This is a genomic window from Bartonella silvatica, assembly GCF_040545155.1.
GTDB lineage: Bacteria > Pseudomonadota > Alphaproteobacteria > Rhizobiales > Rhizobiaceae > Bartonella > Bartonella silvatica.
The window spans coordinates 105,771-125,617 of the sequence record NZ_JBEPLI010000003.1 but is presented as its reverse complement, the minus strand read 5'-3'; the positions used below and the strand labels follow the sequence as shown (position 1 = coordinate 125,617).

General features: G+C 41.0%; 15 protein-coding genes. 12 read left to right on the top strand and 3 right to left on the bottom strand.

Annotated features, from left to right (window positions below; all coding sequences use genetic code 11):
* The first annotated feature begins 44 nt into the window (after window positions 1-44).
* From ABID23_RS02975 to ligA, 12 genes are all read left to right on the top strand, one after another.
* Window positions 45-1,196 (top strand): FtsW/RodA/SpoVE family cell cycle protein, encoded by a 1,152-nt coding sequence (locus ABID23_RS02975; protein ID WP_354189207.1) that lies wholly within the window; start codon window positions 45-47, stop codon window positions 1,194-1,196.
* Window positions 1,189-2,325, top strand: coding sequence for a UDP-N-acetylglucosamine--N-acetylmuramyl-(pentapeptide) pyrophosphoryl-undecaprenol N-acetylglucosamine transferase (locus tag ABID23_RS02970; RefSeq protein WP_354189179.1), 1,137 nt, complete (start codon window positions 1,189-1,191; stop codon window positions 2,323-2,325). Before ABID23_RS02975 ends, ABID23_RS02970 begins: the two co-directional genes overlap by 8 nt.
* Window positions 2,309-3,736 (top strand): UDP-N-acetylmuramate--L-alanine ligase, encoded by a 1,428-nt coding sequence (gene murC / locus ABID23_RS02965; protein WP_354189177.1) that lies wholly within the window; start codon window positions 2,309-2,311, stop codon window positions 3,734-3,736. The genes ABID23_RS02970 and murC overlap by 17 nt, the downstream gene beginning before the upstream one ends.
* Window positions 3,714-4,691: a UDP-N-acetylmuramate dehydrogenase gene (gene murB / locus ABID23_RS02960; protein WP_354189175.1), complete on the top strand. Its 978-nt coding sequence runs from the start codon at window positions 3,714-3,716 to the stop codon at window positions 4,689-4,691. The genes murC and murB overlap by 23 nt, the downstream gene beginning before the upstream one ends.
* Before the next feature lie 241 nt (window positions 4,692-4,932).
* Entirely contained in the window at window positions 4,933-5,853 is a 921-nt protein-coding gene (locus ABID23_RS02955; RefSeq protein WP_354189173.1) for a D-alanine--D-alanine ligase, read from the top strand.
* Window positions 5,841-6,752 (top strand): cell division protein FtsQ/DivIB, encoded by a 912-nt coding sequence (locus tag ABID23_RS02950; protein ID WP_354189171.1) that lies wholly within the window; start codon window positions 5,841-5,843, stop codon window positions 6,750-6,752. Before ABID23_RS02955 ends, ABID23_RS02950 begins: the two co-directional genes overlap by 13 nt.
* Window positions 6,749-8,050 (top strand): cell division protein FtsA, encoded by a 1,302-nt coding sequence (gene ftsA, locus ABID23_RS02945; RefSeq protein ID WP_354189169.1) that lies wholly within the window; start codon window positions 6,749-6,751, stop codon window positions 8,048-8,050. The genes ABID23_RS02950 and ftsA overlap by 4 nt, the downstream gene beginning before the upstream one ends.
* A gap of 67 nt (window positions 8,051-8,117) precedes the next feature.
* On the top strand, window positions 8,118-9,863 hold the full coding sequence (gene ftsZ / locus ABID23_RS02940) for a cell division protein FtsZ (protein ID WP_354189167.1): 1,746 nt from the start codon (window positions 8,118-8,120) through the stop codon (window positions 9,861-9,863).
* Window positions 9,864-10,079: 216 nt separating this feature from the next.
* Entirely contained in the window at window positions 10,080-10,952 is an 873-nt protein-coding gene (gene lpxC, locus ABID23_RS02935) for a UDP-3-O-acyl-N-acetylglucosamine deacetylase (protein WP_354189165.1), read from the top strand.
* A gap of 167 nt (window positions 10,953-11,119) precedes the next feature.
* Window positions 11,120-12,013 carry an outer membrane protein assembly factor BamD gene (locus tag ABID23_RS02930; protein WP_354189163.1) on the top strand — a complete coding sequence of 298 codons (894 nt, stop codon included), beginning with the start codon at window positions 11,120-11,122 and terminating at the stop codon, window positions 12,011-12,013.
* Between the two features lie 6 nt (window positions 12,014-12,019).
* Window positions 12,020-13,681 (top strand): DNA repair protein RecN, encoded by a 1,662-nt coding sequence (gene recN, locus ABID23_RS02925; protein ID WP_354189161.1) that lies wholly within the window; start codon window positions 12,020-12,022, stop codon window positions 13,679-13,681.
* Between the two features lie 111 nt (window positions 13,682-13,792).
* Window positions 13,793-15,949: an NAD-dependent DNA ligase LigA gene (gene ligA, locus ABID23_RS02920; protein ID WP_354189159.1), complete on the top strand. Its 2,157-nt coding sequence runs from the start codon at window positions 13,793-13,795 to the stop codon at window positions 15,947-15,949.
* Between the two features lie 460 nt (window positions 15,950-16,409).
* Here the strand turns inward: ligA and ABID23_RS02915 are convergent, their stop codons facing one another.
* The 3 genes from ABID23_RS02915 to ABID23_RS02905 are packed head-to-tail and all read right to left on the bottom strand — an operon-like array spanning window position 16,410 to window position 19,730.
* Complete coding sequence (locus tag ABID23_RS02915) at window positions 16,410-18,236, bottom strand: aminopeptidase P family protein (RefSeq protein ID WP_354189157.1); 1,827 nt, start codon at window positions 18,234-18,236, stop codon at window positions 16,410-16,412.
* Between the two features lie 17 nt (window positions 18,237-18,253).
* On the bottom strand, window positions 18,254-19,123 hold the full coding sequence (locus ABID23_RS02910; protein ID WP_354189155.1) for a 50S ribosomal protein L11 methyltransferase: 870 nt from the start codon (window positions 19,121-19,123) through the stop codon (window positions 18,254-18,256).
* A 25-nt stretch (window positions 19,124-19,148) separates the two neighbouring features.
* On the bottom strand, window positions 19,149-19,730 hold the full coding sequence (locus tag ABID23_RS02905; RefSeq protein ID WP_354189153.1) for an SCO family protein: 582 nt from the start codon (window positions 19,728-19,730) through the stop codon (window positions 19,149-19,151).
* Window positions 19,731-19,847: the final 117 nt, after the last annotated feature.

Below are 19,847 nucleotides of genomic sequence, written 5' to 3'. Positions count from 1 at the left end.
CATATCACTTTGAGTAAAATTGTAAAAAAGATAAGGTGGATATGATGGTTACGCGTGCAGATAGAGATCCAATTGCGAATTGGTGGTGGACGATTGATCGTTCCATTTTTGCCGCTTGTTTGATTTTAATCGGGATTGGCATTATGCTATCTTTTGCTGCAAGCCCTACTATTGCAAAAAAAATTGGGATTGCTGATAGTTTTTATTTTGTTCGCTGGCATATCATTTTTAGTATCCTAGCATTTTTTGTGATGGTTACAGTTTCCTTTTTCTCAATTCGTAATATTCGCCGTTTATGTGTTGTTTTGCTCATTGCAACCCTTGGTCTTATGGTTGCAACTTTATTCTGGGGACCAGAATTAAAAGGAGCACGGCGATGGATTCAGATATTTGGTTTTTCTGTACAAGCTTCAGAATTTATGAAACCAGCTTTTGTTGTGATGTCGGCTTGGCTTTTTTCGGACTCTATGCGGCGGGGTGTTCTCGGTTATACGCTTGCTATTGTACTTTATGCTGTTTGTTGTGTGCTTTTGGTTCTACAGCCTGATATTGGTCAAACACTTTTAATCAGTGCAACATGGGGAGGGTTATTTTTTGTTGCTGGTGTGCCCCTGACTGTGATTTTTCTTTTTATCATTTTAGGCATTGCAGGGATCGTTTTTGCTTATTTTTCTCTTCATCATGTGCGTGAACGTATCGATGGTTTTTTAACAGGTGAGGGCGATACCTTTCAGGTAGATGTTGGGCGTGAAGCTATTTTGAATGGTGGTTGGTTTGGGCAAGGACCAGGGGAGGGAACAGTAAAACGTATCATTCCCGATAGCCATACAGACTTTGTGTTTTCTGTTGCTGCTGAAGAATATGGAATTATTCTCTGTTTATTAATTCTAATGCTTTTTGCCTTTATTATTATACGCTCATTATATATAGCATTGAATACACGTGATTCATTTATACGCCTTGGTATTACTGGCGTATCCATGATGATTGGTTTTCAATCATCAATTAATATGGCCGTTAATCTTCATTTGATCCCCCCAAAAGGTATGACATTGCCGTTTATTTCTTACGGTGGTTCATCTATGGTTGCGATTGCATTTTCAATGGGGATTTTGCTTAGCTTAACGCGTCGCTGGCCAGAAGCACGTCTTTCAGCTTTTTCTTCTTCCTCTGTCTTGGATACAACCTATGACTGATAAAAAAGTTATTGTTTTGGTGGCGGGTGGTACAGGTGGGCATCTTTTTCCTGCTGAAGCACTTGCTGTTGAATTAAGGGGGCGTGGGTATGATGTTCATTTGATAACAGATGAAAGAGCGCGAGGTTTTGTACGCTGTTTTGATGAAAAACACCTACACATCGTTTCATCAGCAACATTTACACGACGCAATCTGTTTGCACTTATAAAAACTTTTTGGGCTTTGTTAAAAGGGATGGGGCAATCATTGGCACTTTTTTATAAATTGCGTCCTGTTCTTGTCGGTGGATTTGGTGGGTATCCTACTGTTCCTCCTCTTGTTGTCGCAATTTTAACGAGGCGTAAAACATTTATTCATGAGCAAAATGCTGTTATGGGGCGTGCCAATCGGATGTTGGCAGGCTTTGTACATGCCATAGCGGGTGGTTTGCTACCGCAAAATAATACTTATGCTCATAAAACATTTCTGACTGGAAATCCTATAGGTAAGGCGGTTCTCAAAGCAGCAGAAATCCCTTATCATCCTTCAAGAGGTGAGGAGCCATTTCATTTTTTGGTTTTTGGTGGAAGCCAAGGCGCTTCTTCTTTTTCGCGAATTGTTCCGGCAGCAGTTGCTTTGTTGGATGATAAGAACCGTAAACGCTTACGGATTGTACAACAAGTACGGGGGAATGCGCGAGATTTGATAGAAACCTATCAAAAAATGGGTGTACAAGCAGATGTTTCTTCTTTTTTTGATGATATGGCTGAACGTATGGCGCGATCTCATTTTATTTTATCGCGTGCCGGTGCTTTATCGGTTTGTGAAATAGCTGTGATTGGTCGACCAGCTTTACTGATTCCATATCCTTATGCTCTTGATCATGATCAAGCAGCAAATGCTGCACTGCTTGTCCGTGTGGAAAGTGCTCAAATCATATCAGAAAAAGATTTAAATGCACAAAAACTTTCATCTCTTTTAATAGAAGCCTGCGGTATGCCTCAATTATTAGAAAAACGAGCGCTTGCTGCAAAAAAAATCGGACAACCTCATGCAACCAGTCGTCTCGCTAATTTGGCTGAGGCTTTGGTTGTGGGGCGGTCATTATTAGATATAAAAGAGGAGTTTTTTGATGAAAATGCCACTTAATATAGGCGTTATCCATTTTGTTGGAATCGGTGGTATTGGCATGAGTGGGATTGCGGAGGTTTTTCATAATCTTGGCTATAAAGTTCAGGGGTCAGATCAAATTGAAAGTGCAAATGTTGCGCGTTTACGAGACAAAGGAATTAGTGTTCATATTGGGCACAGTGCTGAAAATTTAGGGCATGCAGAGGTTGTTGTTTTTTCTACTGCCATTAAAAAAACAAATCCTGAGTATATTGCTGCGAAGGAAAGGCACTTGCCGCTTGTAAGACGTGCAGAAATGTTAGCGGAGCTTATGCGGTTTCGTCGGGCCGTTGCTGTAGGGGGAACGCATGGTAAAACGACAACCACATCAATGATCTCAGCACTTCTTGATGCTGGTTCTTTTGATCCTGTAGTGATTAATGGCGGCATTATCAATGCGTATGGCACAAATACGCGTATGGGGGAAGGTGATTGGATGGTTGTTGAAGCTGATGAAAGTGATGGTACCTTTTTAAAATTGCCCGCTGATATTGCTGTTGTTACCAATATTGATGCTGAGCATTTGGATCATTATGGAAGTTTTGATGCATTGCGTCAGGCTTTTCAACAATTTGTAGAAAATGTTCCTTTTTATGGCTTTGCTGTTTTGTGTCTTGATCATCCAGAGGTTCAGTCACTGGCTGGTCGTATTGATGATCGTTGGGTGATTACCTATGGTGCAAATCCTCAAGCAGATGTCCGTTTCCTTAATCTTTCTATGGATGGTCAAAAAACGCATTTTGATGTTCTTATTCGTTCGCGAAAGACAGGAAAAAAGACTGAGCTAAGAAATTTGGTTTTACCAATGTCTGGGAAGCATAATGTATCTAATGCAACAGCGGCGATTGCTATTGCCCATGAACTAGGCATTTCAAGTGAAACGATAAAAAGTGGTTTGGCAAAATTTGGTGGTGTAAAGCGGCGTTTTACCCAAACAGGGAGTTGGCATGGTATTGAAATATTTGATGATTATGGACATCACCCCGTTGAAATAAAGGCTGTTTTACGTGCTGCACGTGAGAGCGCAAAGGGACGTGTGATTGCCATCGCCCAACCCCATCGTTACTCGCGTTTGTATCATTTATTTGATGATTTCGCTTCCTGTTTTAATGATGCAGATACGGTGTTGATTACACCTGTTTATGCTGCTGGCGAAGAGCCAATTTCTGGTTTTGATGCCAAGGAATTAGTAGAACATATTCAAATGGCTGGTCATCGTGATGTGCGCTTGATTCATGGTTTGGACGATGTTGTTTCGGTTGTGTCTACATTTGCTAAATCAGGGGATTATATTGTTTTTCTAGGTGCTGGCAATATTACACAGTGGGCTTGTGCATTGCCTCATCGTTTAGCGGTACTTGATAATCATGACAGACTTCAAGATCATTGATGGGGAAGCGCTATTGGCGCAATTACAACCGTTGCTGTGCAAAATAAAAGGGAAACTTATGCCTAATGTGGAAATGCGTAAGGTGACATGGTTTCGCACAGGTGGGTTGGCAGAGCTTTTTTATCAGCCTGCTGATGATGCAGATTTAGCTTTTTTTCTTAAAAATCTTCCTGAGGAGATTCCTGTAACAATTGTAGGGATTGGTTCTAATCTTTTGGTGCGTGATGGTGGGATTCCTGGTGTTGTTGTGCGTCTTTCGGTTAAAAATTTTGGAAAAGTACAGCAAGTTTCTTCAACGCGCTTTTGGGTGGGGGCTGCGACACCAGATAAACATTTAGCCGCCGCAGCTTTAGAATCTGAAATAGCAGGTTTTCATTTCTACCACGGTATTCCCGGTGGCCTTGGAGGAGCCCTTAAAATGAATGCAGGAGCGAATGGGGTTGAGACAGCGGCTCGTGTTATTGAGGTTTATGCGTTGGACCGTAAAGGGCAGCGTCATACCTTGAGTGTGAAAGATATGCACTATTCTTATCGCCATTGTGGCATTCCTGAAGGTTTTATTTTTACCGCTGCTTTGTTGGAGGGGCAACCAGGACATAAAGATAGTATTCGCACAGATATGAATGCGGTTGCCCGGCATCGTGAAACAGTACAGCCTATTCGCGAAAAAACAGGGGGGTCCACGTTTAAAAATCTTGAAAATACATCTGCGTGGCGTGTTATTGATGAAGCAGGGTGCCGTGGTTTGCGGGTTGGTGGTGCTCAAATGAGTGAAATGCACTGTAATTTTATGATCAATACAGGGCAAGCAACAGGTTATGATCTTGAAGCTTTGGGAGAAGAAGTACGTGCTCGTGTTTTTGCTCATTCAGCTCACCTTTTACAGTGGGAAATAAAGCGTATTGGCCAGTTTGAACAAGGTCGTATTGTTCCTTTTTTCGACCCGTCTCATTGATCGATTCAATGTCACAAAAAAAATGAATAAAAATATTGAGTCATTTCAAAGAGATAATGAGAAAAATCTATTAAGAATCAATAAATTACCAAAGAACCTCTTGCATCAGGCTTGTGAGTCTGATTCATTATACAAAGTGCTAGGTTATTGATTCGCAAAGATAAATCCTAGCATTTCCCGTATATGGTGTTCGTTGTTTCTATGTGGTCTATATATAGTATACGCAAGAGGGTGAGTTGTTATGAAAGATAAGCATGTAGCTGTATTAATGGGAGGCTTTTCTTCCGAACGGTCTATAAGTTTATCTTCAGGATCTGCTTGTGCTGATGCTCTTGAAACACAAGGGTATCGTGTGAGTCGTGTAGATGTTGATAGTCATATTGCTTCTGTCCTTGAACAATTGCATCCTGATATTGTTTTTAATGCCTTGCATGGGCCCTTTGGTGAAGACGGCCGTATTCAAGGTATTCTTGAATATTTGAAAATTCCCTACACGCATTCTGGTGTTATGGCATCGGCACTAGCAATGGATAAGGGGCGTGCAAAAATTATTGTTGCCAGTGCTGAAGTTTCTGTTGCGCCTTCTGTTGTTATGAGCCGTTTTTCTGTGGGGAAAGTTCATCCTATGGAGCCTCCTTATGTGATTAAGCCTGTATGTGAAGGGTCGAGCTTTGGTGTTTTGATTGTCAAGGAAAATGAGTCCACGCCGCCACACAATATTGTAGGGGCAGAGTGGGGGTATGCAGATGACGTTATAGTTGAAAAATATATCCCAGGTCGTGAACTGACTTGTGCTGTTTTGGGAAAAGAGGTGCTAGATGTTTGTGAAATCGTTCCTGATCAGCACTTCCAATTCTATAATTATGACTCGAAATATAAAACTGGTGGCTCTCTTCATATTTGTCCTGCACAACTTTCATCAAATATTTACCAAAATGTGCAAAGAATGTCTTTAGCAGCACATCAGGCGATCGGTTGTCGAGGTGTTAGTCGTTCTGATTTTCGTTTTGATGAAAAAACGGGAGAATTGGTTTGGCTTGAAATTAACACGCAGCCCGGCATGACAACCACTTCTCTTTTGCCTGATATTGCAAAAGCAAGTGGTCGTACTTATGGCGATATTGTTCAATGGATGGTGGAGGACGCGTCGTGTATGCGTTGAGTTTTGATAAGACAAATGTTCCGATGGAGGTGCTGTTAGTGCCAGCTTTGCCACGACTTTATCGTCGCTTTCTCCGGTTTATATTTGAGTTTGTCTTTATTCGTATTCACGTTTCACGCCATTTTGGCTCTTTTGCTGTTTTGTTTTTTTTCTTTGTGATCCTGCTTTATGGGCTTTTATCGAGTGGTCATATGGATTTGATTATGAAGGCAGCAGTATCGGATACTGGTTTTATGGTCTCTGATGTGGAGATAAGTGGTAATAAGCGTTTGCATAAACAGAGAGTTTTAAAAATTTTGGGACTTGATGCCGCAGCGTCCATTTTCGCTTTTGATGTTGATCGGGCACGTTCTCTTTTAGAACAGCAAGCTTGGGTGCAAGCGGCGAATGTTCAGAAAATTTATCCCAACAAAGTGCGTGTTACACTCATTGAGCGTGAGCCCTATGCAATTTGGCAGCACGATGGTGTAATGGATATTGTTGATAATACAGGTCGCGTCATTGTGCCCTTTAATAGAGAAGGTGTTCAAAACTTTCCTCTTGTGGTTGGTCGGGGTGCGCAAACTTCAGCTAAAGTGTTTATTCAGTCCCTTTCGGGGTATCCACAGCTGTGCAGTCGTGTTCGTGCTTTTGTGCGCGTTGGTGATCGGCGTTGGGATCTTGTTTTGGATAATGGAGTGCGCATTATGTTGCCGGAAAAAGGAGCTCTGGAAAGACTTTCTTCTCTTATTAAGACAGGAATAATGCAAGATCTTCTATCTCGCGATGTTCTAACGATTGATTTACGTCTTTCTGATCGCATTACAGTTTCTTTGTCCGATGAGGCATTGGAGCGTCATCGCACTGCTATAGCAGAAGAAGAACGCATTTTAAAAGCATGGAAGGCAGGGCACCTATGATGTTACGCAAATCACATCATGGGGGGGGGCGTAAGGCACGTTTTTTAACGGTTCTGGATGTCGGTTCAAGTAAGGTTGTTTGTCTTATTGCTTGTCTGCGTCCTTTGGAGCATGCGCATTATCTACATGGTCGTACGCACTCTATGGAAATTTTAGGTTTTGGAGTTCAGCGCTCACGCGGTATCAAGTCTGGGGTTGTTGTAGATATGTTGGCAGCAGAGCAATCAATACGGTTGGCTGTTGATGCAGCAGAAAAAATGGCTGGCTTGGTCGTGGATTCAGTCATTGTGAATTTTTCTTCAAGCCGATTACAAAGCGCTCTTATAAATGGCACCGTACAGTTGAAAGGTCGTGAAGTTACCAAGCGTGATATGCGTGTGGCATTTTCAGATGTTTCACGCAAAGCTTTTGACACTGAGCGTCATGTTATCCATTCAGTGCCTGTTTCTTATGTGTTGGATGGAGATAAAGGAATTTCTGATCCTGTTGGAATGGCAGGGGAATTATTTGGTGTGAATGTACATGTGGTAACAGCTGAGACAGCGGCTTTGCGTAATTTAGAAACGTGCATTAACCGTGCGCATTTGAGTGTTGAGGCAATGGTGGCCACTCCCTTTGCAAGTGGTCTTGCTGTTTTGATGAATGAAGAGGCGCATTTAGGAGCAGCATGTATCGATTTTGGCGCTGGAACAACAACATGTTCAGTGTTTTTTGAGGGAAAGTTTGTTCATGCCGATGCACTCGCCGTTGGAGGGCAGCATGTGACTCTTGATGTTGCACGTGGATTTTCTATGTCGTTGACAGAGGCGGAACGTTTAAAGGTTGTTTATGGCTCAACATTTCTGACAAGTGCTGATGAGCAGCATATGATTAATGTTGCAGAAATTGGCAGTGAGCATCGTGAGACCCAATATCCTCGTGCAGTTCTTGGTCGTATCATTCGTGCACGGATTGAAGAAATTTTAGAGATGGTTCGTGATTGTTTAAACCGTTCTGGTTTTGCTCATGTTATTGGTAAGCGTGTTATTTTGACTGGAGGTGCAAGCCAATTAACAGGATTGCCAGAGATGGCGCGTACTATTTTAGGAAGAAATGTTCGTATAGGGCGGCCTTTAGGTATTTCAAGGCTTCCTTCTCTTGCAAAAGGGGCGGCGTTTACATCTGCAGCTGGATTGTTAATTTATCCACAATTGGTGGGGTTTGAAGAAAAAACAATGAAAGCTGCAGTGAATCATTTTTCAGTGGGCACGCGTGGGTATTTTCAGCGTGTTGGTCAGTGGTTGCGTGAGAGTTTTTAAGTAAGTTGATTGAGGTAATAAATTTCATCGCTTTGGCTTGCGATGGTCTTAGGAGAAGGAAAAGAAAATGACGATTAATCTGCATCGGCCAGATATCGCGGAATTAAAGCCACGTATTACCGTTTTTGGCGTTGGCGGTGGTGGTGGAAATGCCGTGAATAATATGATTAATGCTGGGCTTCAGGGAGTTGATTTTGTTGTTGCAAATACAGATGCACAGGCTTTGGCTATGTCAAGGGCTGAGCGCGTTATACAACTTGGTGCGGCAGTGACAGAAGGTCTAGGTGCTGGCGCTTTACCAGAAGTTGGACAGGCAGCTGCAGAGGAGTGTATCGATGAAATTATCGATCATTTGGCAGATTCCCATATGATTTTCATTACTGCTGGTATGGGCGGGGGAACTGGAACTGGAGCGGCACCTGTTGTTGCGCGTGCTGCACGTGAAAAGGGTATTTTGACCGTTGGTGTTGTAACAAAGCCATTTCAGTTTGAGGGCGCTCGTCGTATGAAAACAGCAGAGGTTGGTATTGAAGAATTACAAAAATCTGTTGATACATTAATTGTTATTCCCAATCAAAACCTTTTCCGTATTGCCGATGAAAAGACGACATTTTCTGATGCTTTTGCGATGGCTGACCAAGTGCTTTATTCTGGTGTTGCTTCCATTACAGATTTAATGATTAAAGAGGGGCTGATTAATCTTGATTTTGCCGATGTTCGTTCTGTTATGCACGAAATGGGGCGAGCAATGATGGGAACTGGTGAAGCATCTGGTGAAGGGCGTGCTTTGAACGCTGCTGAGGCTGCTATTGCGAACCCATTATTGGATGATACTTCTATGCGTGGGGCGCGTGGATTACTTATTTCCATTACGGGTGGTCGTGATATGACACTCTTTGAAGTCGATGAGGCTGCTAATCGTATTCGTGAAGAAGTGGATGCGGATGCGAATGTTATCTTTGGAGCGATTGATGATGAGTCACTCGAAGGGGTTATTCGTGTATCTGTGGTTGCAACGGGTATTGACCGTGAGATGAGTGATGTGGTTCAGTCTTCCCATCCTCAACTGCAAAAACCAGCGTCTTCAATTCGCAAGAGTGATTCTGGGCAGAGTTCTTTTCACGTTCAGTCAGCACCGTTGCGTTCTGAGTCAATGGTAGAAGTCATGGAAGCACTGGAAGTGGAAAAAGGAAAGCCTGTTGGAGAACAGTTCCGTCCTAAAAGTCAAATTTTTGCACAGCCAGCGGAGGCAGGGGCTGTAAGAAGTGCGAATGTTTCTTCTCACAGTGTAAACCTGCATGGACAGGTATCGAATGCACCACGTATGCAAGCGAACCGTAGTTCACAACCATCTATGATTGCACCAGTGAGTATGGAGGCGACAGCACATGCTCTTGATGAGACAGTGGGGGCCGTGAAACAAAAAGAGAAGCCAATACAACAGGTGCAAACACGTTCATCTATGCGTATGCCTGAGTTAAAGGATTTTCCTCCTGTTGCTCATAGTCAACGCGAAAGGGCATCTTCTGTGGATCCGGGACCGCGCAATCTTTGGCAACGTTTGAAACAAAGTTTGACTCATCGCGAGGAAGCTGAGCCAGAAGCGAGACTGGAACCTGCTGTGAAATCTTCTCAGCAGCAGGAGACACGTGTTCATAATAAAGGTTCTCAGGTTCTATCTCAAGATTCTTCTGTTTATGCTCCATGTCGTTCTGGTGAATTGTTCCCCAGTGCTTCGTCAGATCAGCGTAATTTTATGAGTGAGGAAGACCAGTTAGAAATACCCGCTTTTTTACGTCGTCAGGCAAATTAATTAAAAAAAATTGGAAAAGAGTGAGAGAAAAAGAAAAGTTTATATCTTTATATGCATAAAAATTTTTTAGAGTGAAATATACTGTAGTTTTTGAAAATTACTCTGTTTTTTATAAACCCACTTAATAATAAGTGGGTTTATTATTTTCTATACATATCATTTTTATAGTTTTATGATTATTTTTAAATATAAAAATTCATTCAATGAAGTGATGTGATGAATCTAGGGCCAAAATATCAGTCTACTCTAAAAAAAGCCGTAACATTTAAAGGTTATGGTGTTCACAGTGGGTGTTTGTCTGTTGTAAAAGTTTCTCCAGCTGCTGTTGGGCGTGGTATTGTTTTCAAACGTTATAGATTAGATGGAACAGAAGTAATACTTCAAGCACATGCATCGCAAATAGGAACAACAGAGTTATCAACGGCACTTGGGGATGGAGATATAAAAATTGAAACGATTGAGCATTTAATGGCTGCGATTGTTGCTTATAATTTAGATAATCTTATTATTGAAGTATCGAGTCATGAGATGCCTATTTTGGATGGTTCCTCTTGGCATTATTGCCAAGCCTTTGAAGAGGTTGGCATTGTAGAGCAGGATGCATTGCGTTCTTATTTCATTATAAAAAAGCCCCTGCGGGTTGAAGAGGGGAGTAGTATTGCAGAGTTTTTACCGTTTGATGGGCGTTGTTTTGATATAACTATTTCTTTTCCCTCTCCTGCTATTGGTCAACAGTATTTGAGTTTTGATCTCACGACAAAGGGATTTCGAGATGATTTGTCGCGTGCGCGTACTTTTGGTTTTCTCAAAGATGTAGAAAAATTACGGAATTCTGGAAAAGGGATGGGTGCCTCTTTAGAGAATTCTCTTGTTATTGATTTTAATAATAAAGTCATGAATCCAGATGGTCTTTATTGGCAGGATGAATTTGTGCGGCATAAAACGCTTGATGCAATTGGCGATACTGCTTTGCTTAGTGCACCTTTTATTGGTTTATTTCGTTCCTATTGTGGTGGGCATAAAATTAATTCACAATTGGTGAAAGCTATTTTGGCCGACGAATCGTGTTATGAGAAGAGTTATTTATAGTGAGGGTGCAAGAAAAACTAAAAAATTTTCTGTAATTTGTTTGATTTTTAAGGGGATGATTGATCTGCATCACGAGATTGTTTAATGGATTTGAAAGTGGTATAGATAAAAACTCTTAATAAATAATTTTTGCTACAAGGTGACATGCTCTGGAGGCCGGAAGAACTATGACAAAATCTCATGTGTGTATTGAAAATATAGCATATAGAAAATCTGACATTGTGTACAGGGTATTAGGGGTGGTGCTTTTGGGGAGCACTTGTATGTTAGCGGGATGTTTGTTTAAAGAGAAAAATACTCTTGATCCATCTGCATATGTTTTAAAAATAGATCCACCAGATGTTTTATATAATCAAGCGCTTGCTAGTCTTGAGAGTGGACGCCTTGCAGATGCATCAAAAAAGTTTCTGACAATTGAGAAGCAGTATGCTTATACGGATTGGGGGCGTAAATCCTTAGTGATGGGTGCTTTTACAAATTATCGCTTAGGCAAGTATGATGATTCAATTAGTATGGCTCAGCGCTATATTACTCTTTATCCGGGGGCAGATGATTCTGCTTATGCTTATTATATTATTGGTCTTTCTTCTTTTCGTCGAATTCCTGATGTTACACGGGATCAACGTGATACGGAACGCGCTATCGCAGCGATGCAGCTTCTCATAGAGCGTTATCCAAACTCTGAATATGTTGCTGATGCTAAAGCGAAAATACGCTTTGGACGAGAACAGTTGGCTGGTAAAGAGATGCAGATTGGCCGTTATTATGAAGAAGGTCGACGTTATCTTGCGGCGAGCCGAAGGTTTCGTACAGTGGTTGAGGAGTATTCCGATACCAATCAAATTGAGGAAGCGCTTTTCCGTTTAACGGAAGTTAATCTTGCTCTTGGTTTAACAGCGGAAGCGCAGACAGCAGCAGCTATTTTAGGGCGTAATTATCCTAAAAGTGAGTGGTATAAATTTTCTTATAACTTATTACAAAAGAGTGGGGTATCGCCGCATGAGCATAAATCTTCTTGGATTTCAAATGCTTTAAGTGGTGGTAAGAATAAGGTTCGTTGATTTTATATGCTGGTACAGCTTTCGATTCATAATATTGTTTTGATCGAAACGCTCGATATTTATTTTACGGCGGGTTTGTCGGTTTTAACTGGTGAAACGGGTGCTGGCAAATCTATTTTACTTGATGCTTTATCATTGGCTCTTGGTGGGCGAGGTGATGCTTCGCTTGTGCGTCATGGTGCAGTGCAAGGGCAAGTGATTGCTGTCTTTGATGTTCCTGTTTCACATCCTGTGCGCCAACTTATTCGTGAGAATGGTTTTGATGATGAAGGCGATATCATTTTACGGCGTGTGCAATCAGGTGATGGCCGTAGTCGCGTTTTTATCAATGATCAGGTAGCGAGTGTTGCATTGATGCGTAAAGTTGGCCGTATGCTGGTTGAAATCCATGGGCAACATGATGATCGTGCGCTTGTGGATGTTGCAACACATCGTCAGTTACTCGATGCTTTTGGTGGACTCGAAGATGATGTAGAAAATTTACGTCGGTGTTATCGGGTATGGCATGAATATGAAGAACGTTTGCAAAAACAGCGTATTAAAGTTGAGGATGCGGAGCGTGAGTCTGATTATCTCCGGTCATGTTTGGAAGAACTTGAAAAGCTTGATTTTCAAGTCGGTGAAGAGGAAGCGCTCTCTCTTCGTCGTGCAGATATGCTAAAATTAGAAAAAATAGCGACGGATATTAAGGAAGCTGATGATCTTTTAAGTGGTCAAAAATCGCCAATTCCAGTTCTTTCCAATTTAGTGAGGCGTTTAGAACGCAAAATTCCCGAGGCGCAGGCGCTCATAACTCCTGTTGTAAAATCTATTGATGAGGCACTCCATGCGCTTGCAACGGCACAAGACGGCATTGAGGTAGCAATGCGTGCTTTGGACTTTGAACCTACAGAGTTGGAGCGAATAGAGGAACGTCTTTTTGCTCTTCGCGGTTTTGCGCGTAAATACAATGTTTCTGCGGATGAATTGATTCAATTACATGATAAAATGGAAATTGAACTTGCTGAGTTTGAGGAAGCCCAGAAGACATTAAAATGTTTTGAAGAAGAGGCAAAGCAAGCACAGAAAAATTATGATGCATTAGCACAGGCATTGTCGGTAAAACGTCGAGAAGTAGCAAAGCATTTATCTGAAAGCGTTATGGCTGAATTGCCAGCATTGAAATTGGAAAAGGCCGAGTTTATCGTTGAAATGCAAACGAATGCTGAAAAACGCAGTGCAGAGGGAATAGACCGTATTGAATATTGGGTCCGGACTAATCCTGGAACACGTGCTGGACCAATGCTGAATGTTGCCTCTGGTGGTGAGTTATCTCGTTTTTTGTTGGCCTTAAAGGTTGTTTTGTCCGATTTCGGATCAGCACCTACGCTCATTTTTGATGAAATTGATACTGGAGTGGGGGGAGCAGTTGCTGCTGCCATTGGACAACGATTGCAGCTTTTATCAGAAAATGTTCAGGTGTTTGCTATTACACATGCACCCCAAGTTGCATCAAAAGCGCACAGTCACTTTCTTATTTCAAAGGTTGAAAGTGGTGATAAAAGTTGTTTTGTTACAGCTGTTCATAAAATGGAAGAGCATGAGCGTGCAGAAGAAATTGCGCGCATGTTGGCAGGGGAGCAGATCACTAAAGAAGCGCGAGCTGCTGCTCAAAAGCTTCTCACATAAAGAGACTTGACTAAGCAAAAATATGAATGGGCACGAATTTATTTGAATTCACTGCGTGAGAGAAAGTTGGCATTCTTATAACTCCATAGCCCACCATTTGGAATAGATTTTATGAGCAAGAATAATATTAAAGAACTGACACTTCTTGAAGCACAAAATGAATTAGAGTGGTTGGCAAAAGAAATTGCGCGTCATGATATCCTGTATAATCGTCATGACCAACCTGAAATTTCTGATGCAGAGTATGACGCTTTGCGCCGACGAAATGCAGAAATTGAAGCTCTTTTTCCTGAACTCATTCGCGCAGATTCACCTTCATACAAAGTTGGTGCACCGGTTTCTGAAAAGTTTGAAAAGTCTGTTCACACACAACCAATGCTTTCACTTGATAATGCTTTTAGTGCTGCAGATGTTGGTGAATTTGTTGAGCGTATTCGCCGTTTTTTACGGATTTCTGAAACACAAGCATTGGAAATAACAGCTGAGCCGAAGATTGATGGTTTATCTTTGTCTTTGCGCTATGAAAAGGGATATCTTGTATGTGCTGCAACGCGTGGTGATGGATATGTTGGTGAAAATGTAACAGCAAATGCACGAACAATTTCTGATATTCCAAAAAAATTGCAAGGAAAGTTTCCAGATATTATTGAAGTTCGTGGTGAAGTTTATATGGGGCGGGAAGATTTTCAAGCACTTAATACGAGCCAACAGGAAAAAGGCAAGTTGACTTTTGCTAACCCTAGGAATGCTGCAGCTGGTTCTCTCCGTCAGCTTGATTCACGAATAACAGCCAGCAGAAAACTTCAGTTTTTTGCTTATGCTTGTGGTGAAGTGAGTGAAATATTTGCAGAAAGTCAAATGGAAATGATGAGAAAACTAGAAGAATATGGTTTTGTTATCAATCCATTAACAAAAGTCTTTAAGAGTATAGGAGAGATTATTTCGTATTATCACGATATTGAAGAACGCCGCCATTCCTTAAGCTATGATATTGATGGCATTGTTTATAAGGTGAATAATTTGATGTTTCAAACACGTTTAGGGTTTGTTTCTCGTTCACCGCGTTGGGCTATTGCACATAAATTTCCGGCAGAAAAAGCTATGGCACTGTTGGAAGGCATTGATATTCAAGTGGGGCGCACTGGAGCATTAACTCCTGTTGCACGACTTGCTCCTATTACAGTTGGGGGTGTGGTGGTGACCAATGCAAGTTTGCATAATGAGGATTATATTAAGGGAATTGGTCATAAAGGGGAGCCTATCCGTGAAGGGCGTGATATTCGTGTGGGTGATACAGTGATTGTACAACGTGCTGGTGATGTCATTCCTCAAATTGTTGATATAATTTGTGAAAAGCGCCCAAAAGATTCTTCTGCTTTTGTCTTTCCTCATATTTGTCCAGCTTGTGGAAGTCATGCTGTTCGTGAAGCCGGAGAAGCTATACGTCGATGTACAGGTGGGCTTATTTGTCCTGCACAAGCGATTGAGCGTATTCGTCATTTTGTTGCACGCAATGCCTTTGATATTGAAGGGCTAGGAAAGAAGCAGGTGGAGTTTTTCTTTCATGCTCAAGATAAAGCTCTTTGTATTCATACACCAGCTGATATTTTTACTTTGCAGCGTCGTCAAGAAAAGTCCTTGGTACGTTTAGAAAATATGGAAGGTTTTGGCATTGTTTCAGTTCGTAAATTGTATGATGCCATTAATGCACGTCGAGAAATTTCTTTAAGTCGTTTTTTATTTGCATTGGGAATTCGTCATGTCGGAGAGGTGAATGCACGGCGTCTTGCACGTGCTTATCAAAATTATACAGCTTTTGAAACTGCGGTAATGGCAGCAGCTATATCTTGTGATAAGGAGAATGGAGAGGGCAATGATGCTTGGGTAGAGCTTACGAGCATTGAAGGGATTGGACCACAGGTCGGGGCTGCAATTATTGATTTTTATCAAGAAGCGCATAACCATGAAGTTTTATCTGCCTTACTTGAGGAAGTCACACTTCTCGATGAAAAACCTGTCATGGCACCTTTTTCTTCACCGGTTGCAGGAAAGATTGTTGTTTTTACAGGAACTTTGGCACATATGTCACGTGATGAGGCAAAAGCGTTAGCAGAACGATTAGGTGCAAAGAGCTCTAGTTCTCTTTCTAAAAAAACTGATCTTCTTGTTGTTGGAGCTGGAGCGGGATCGAAATTAGCTAAAGCTAAAGAATTAGGCGTTGAGGTTATCGATGAAGAGGCTTGGGTACAGTTGGTTGAGAAGATGTAATCTTTAAGCTGTCTTCAAGAATGATGAATATACTTTTAGATATAATAATTTGATTTATAAAATACGTACGCTTTTTTATTTCGGGCTAATGTGATAAATAAAGCAGTATTTTTTATCGTAAATTCTCTTATTCAGAGTTCTAAAAAGCCATTTATTTGTATGTTACAAGAAGAAAAAGTGTGTGGATAACCTTACTAATTCAAGCAGTGGTGGCAATATTGCAAATTGGCAATACAATAGTTGATGCTATTCTTAAAAGCAGTAGCTCGCAATAGTTTCTTAAATATTCTATGATTGGTACTTTTATACAAGATATAAATTTCATTTTTTGAGTTACTATGACTTTTCATTTTTGCAGAAAAACAGTTAACATGGAGAACAATCTCTTATATTCTTTAGCGATATAGACGCCTCTTTTTTAAGAGGTGAGGTAGAAAGAATAAAAAGTTGTATCATTAACCTAAAGAGGCATTGTTGCTGCTCTTGCCCATTTTTTATCTTCTTCATTTAAGTAAGGTGCATTAACCTGATAAACATGTGCATGATAATCATTGAGCCATTGCCGTTCTTCTTGTGTTAAGAGTTCTGGGAGAATAAGCTTTCTATCAATGGGACAATGGGTGAGTGTTTCAAACGAAAGCATTTCTATATCGCCACCATTTATATTTTGCGCTGGTTTTACAATAAGTAAATTTTCAATGCGGATACCAAAAGCACCTTCGCGATAATATCCAGGTTCATTAGAAATAATCATTCCAGGGAATAATTCTTGACACCCATAACGCGAAAGATTTTGCGGTCCCTCATGTACAGAGAGATAAGATCCAACACCATGACCTGTCCCATGGGCATAATCAAAGCCCGCTTTCCATAAAGAGATGCGTGCTAGAACATCAATATCTTGCCCACGTGTCCCTTTTGGAAAACGTGCAGTCGAGAGAGAAATCATGCCCTTGAGGACAAGAGTGAAACAGCGTTTTTCTTCTTCTCCAATATCTCCAATTGCCACTGTGCGCGTGACATCTGTTGTACCATCACGGTATTGCCCCCCTGAATCAACAAGATAAAGCTCACCAGCTTTGAGTTTTTTATTTGTCTTAGTCGTTACACGATAATGAACAATCGCACCATTTCCTCCTGCTGCTGAAATTGTATCAAAAGAGAGATCTTCAAGTTTTTCTCCCATTTCTTTTGCTGTTGTTATACGAAATTCTTCTAACTTTTGAGCAGTAGAAATTTCATTCAGTGTATCCGGTTTTTGTCTTTCTAACCAAGAAAAAAAGCGGGTTAGAGCGACGCCATCGCGCAAATGTGCTTTGCGTGCACCATTGAGTTCTGTGCTGTTTTTAATGGCACGTGGAAGAGAAGCAGGGTCTGTCAGCTTAATGAAAGAGCTTCCTTGCTCTTCAATAACAGCACGTAATTTTTCACACGTTAGCCGCGGATCTAAGGCAAATATTGTTCCTTTTTGAACATAATCTTTAATCGTTTGGATAAGTTGTTCTGGTTCATATAATTTTGCATAGCGTTCCAGATATTGCTTTTGTTCGATATTCAATTTTTGACTATTAATGAATAAGATAGGGGACTCTGTGATCGGAATAAGAGCAAAACAAAGGGCAAAAGGCGTGTTAGAAACATCATGACCACGGATATTGAATATCCATGCAATAGAGGAGGGGTCTGTAAAAATAAAAGCATCTGCATGGGCTTGTTCAATACTTTGTTGAATCAATGTTAACTTTTCATCACTATCGCATCCTGCATATTTGAGAGGATGAAGCGATAAGGCAGATTGCGGTAATGGGGGTTGATCATGCCAGATAAGATCAATAGGATTTTGTTGAACAGCGACAAGCTTTCCATCTGCTTTTATTTCTAATGATTTTTTTAATGTATCTGTAGCGGCGATGGTGTGAAGCCATGGATCAAAGCCAATGGCAAGATCTTGCCCATTTTTTTCAAGCCATTGTGAAGGCGGATAGGTTACGAGATCTTCGTACTCAAAAATATGAGGATCGGTTTGTTGGCGAACTTGGAGCTTATACCGCCCATCTGTGAATATAATGGCCTTATGCTTTAAAATAAGTGCGATACCTGATGAACCTGTAAAGCCTGTAAGCCAGCTAAGGCGTTGAGCATGTGGGGGAACATATTCTCCTTGGTGTTCGTCATTGCGTGGAACAAGAAAGCCATCTAATCCAAGACGATTAAGCTCTTTACGAAGAGAGGCAATGCGCTCGAGAGCATGAGTGGGATTTGCGGTCTCTTCAAAAGATTGATACATAAAAACGCCCCTTTCATTTATTTGAGATGTACCGTAACCCATCCTTGACGATGGTACGTTTCAATATGTTTTAGACCTTGTTTTACATAAGCTTCTCGTACATGGTCATGTTGTTCTTCAAGAATTCCAGAAAGTATGAGCGATCCATCTTTTTGAAGTGCTTGTACCACTTCTTGTGCAAGTTCAATAAGTGGGTTGGCAAGAATATTAGCAACGATGAGATCAAAGGGAGCTCGCGATGCAATTTGATGGTGGGAAAAACCTGTTGCTGTAACAGCTGTGATATATTCTTTTACGCTATTGAGTTCGATATTGTGTTGTGCAACTTGAATAGCGATGGGATCAATATCGGATGCAAGTACAGAAATAGGTTTAAGCATTGCAATGCCAATGGCGAGGACACCGCTTCCGGTACCAAGATCAAGAGCATTTTGGGGATCTTCATTGTGCATGACCTTGGCAATCATTTCCAGACAACCAGCCGTTGTTCCGTGATGTCCGGTGCCAAAAGCCTGACTCGCTTCAATTTCGATAGGCAAAGCACCTTGTGGCACTTCGTTTCGGTTATGGCTTCCATGTAGAAAAAAAGGACCAGCACGTACAGGTGTTAGTCTTTCAAGGCTTTGTTTAACCCAATCAATATCGGGTAAAACTTCATAGTTAACGTCATCAGGATCTATAGAAATGATTTGTGCAAAACGTTTTGAAACCTGTTCTTGTTTTTCTTTATCGACATACAGTGAAATTTCATAGAGTGCATTTTTTTCATCTATTTCTGCAAGTGCAAGGGGGTATCCTTCTTCGTCAAAGATTGCTTCCATAAGAGCATAAAGCTGCTCTGCTTCATTTCTTGAAGCCGTACAATATAGACGAATTTGCTGTGACATTCTCTTCCTTCTTTTGACCGGCTGTCTAGTGAGAGACGAGTTTTTTTAGTTGTTTAATAGCAATACTGTCTTTTAATTCAGTATCATTCTCTGTTGTTTCATAAGGGATAACATCAGCCAGCTTTCCACCTTTTTTGAGTAAAAAAATCGCTGCTGTATGATTATAAGTGTAGTTTCCATCCGTGCCCGGTACTTTTTCAGCAACGATATTAAAAGAATTTACCATTTTATGAACTTTTTCAGGGTCTCCACTGATACCAATAATTTTATTGGTAAAATTACTAAGATATTCATGGAGAACTTCTGGTGTATCACGCTCAGGATCAACAGTAACAAACCATACACCTAATTCATCAGCTTCTGGACCAAGAGCTGTTAACCATCGATCAAGATTGAGGAGTGTGGTAGGACAACTCTCTGGGCACATCGTGAAGCCAAAGAAAATGGCTGAAGGTTTACTTCTAATATCAGCTTCAGTGATGGTTTTTCCATTAGAATCTATGAGTGTAAAGTGATCACCCAAAGGCTTATTTTTGAGTGCATCGTAAATAAAAACACCCGCAAGAAATATGACTGTTAGCCCAAAGATGCGTATTACATTTTTCATAGTTTTTCTCTCTTAGATGAACGGAAGAATTGTAACATTGGCGGGTTCACTTTGCAATCTTTGTGTTTGTTTTTGTTCATCGAGTTGTTATTGCCTTTTATATTATTTTTGAAAAAT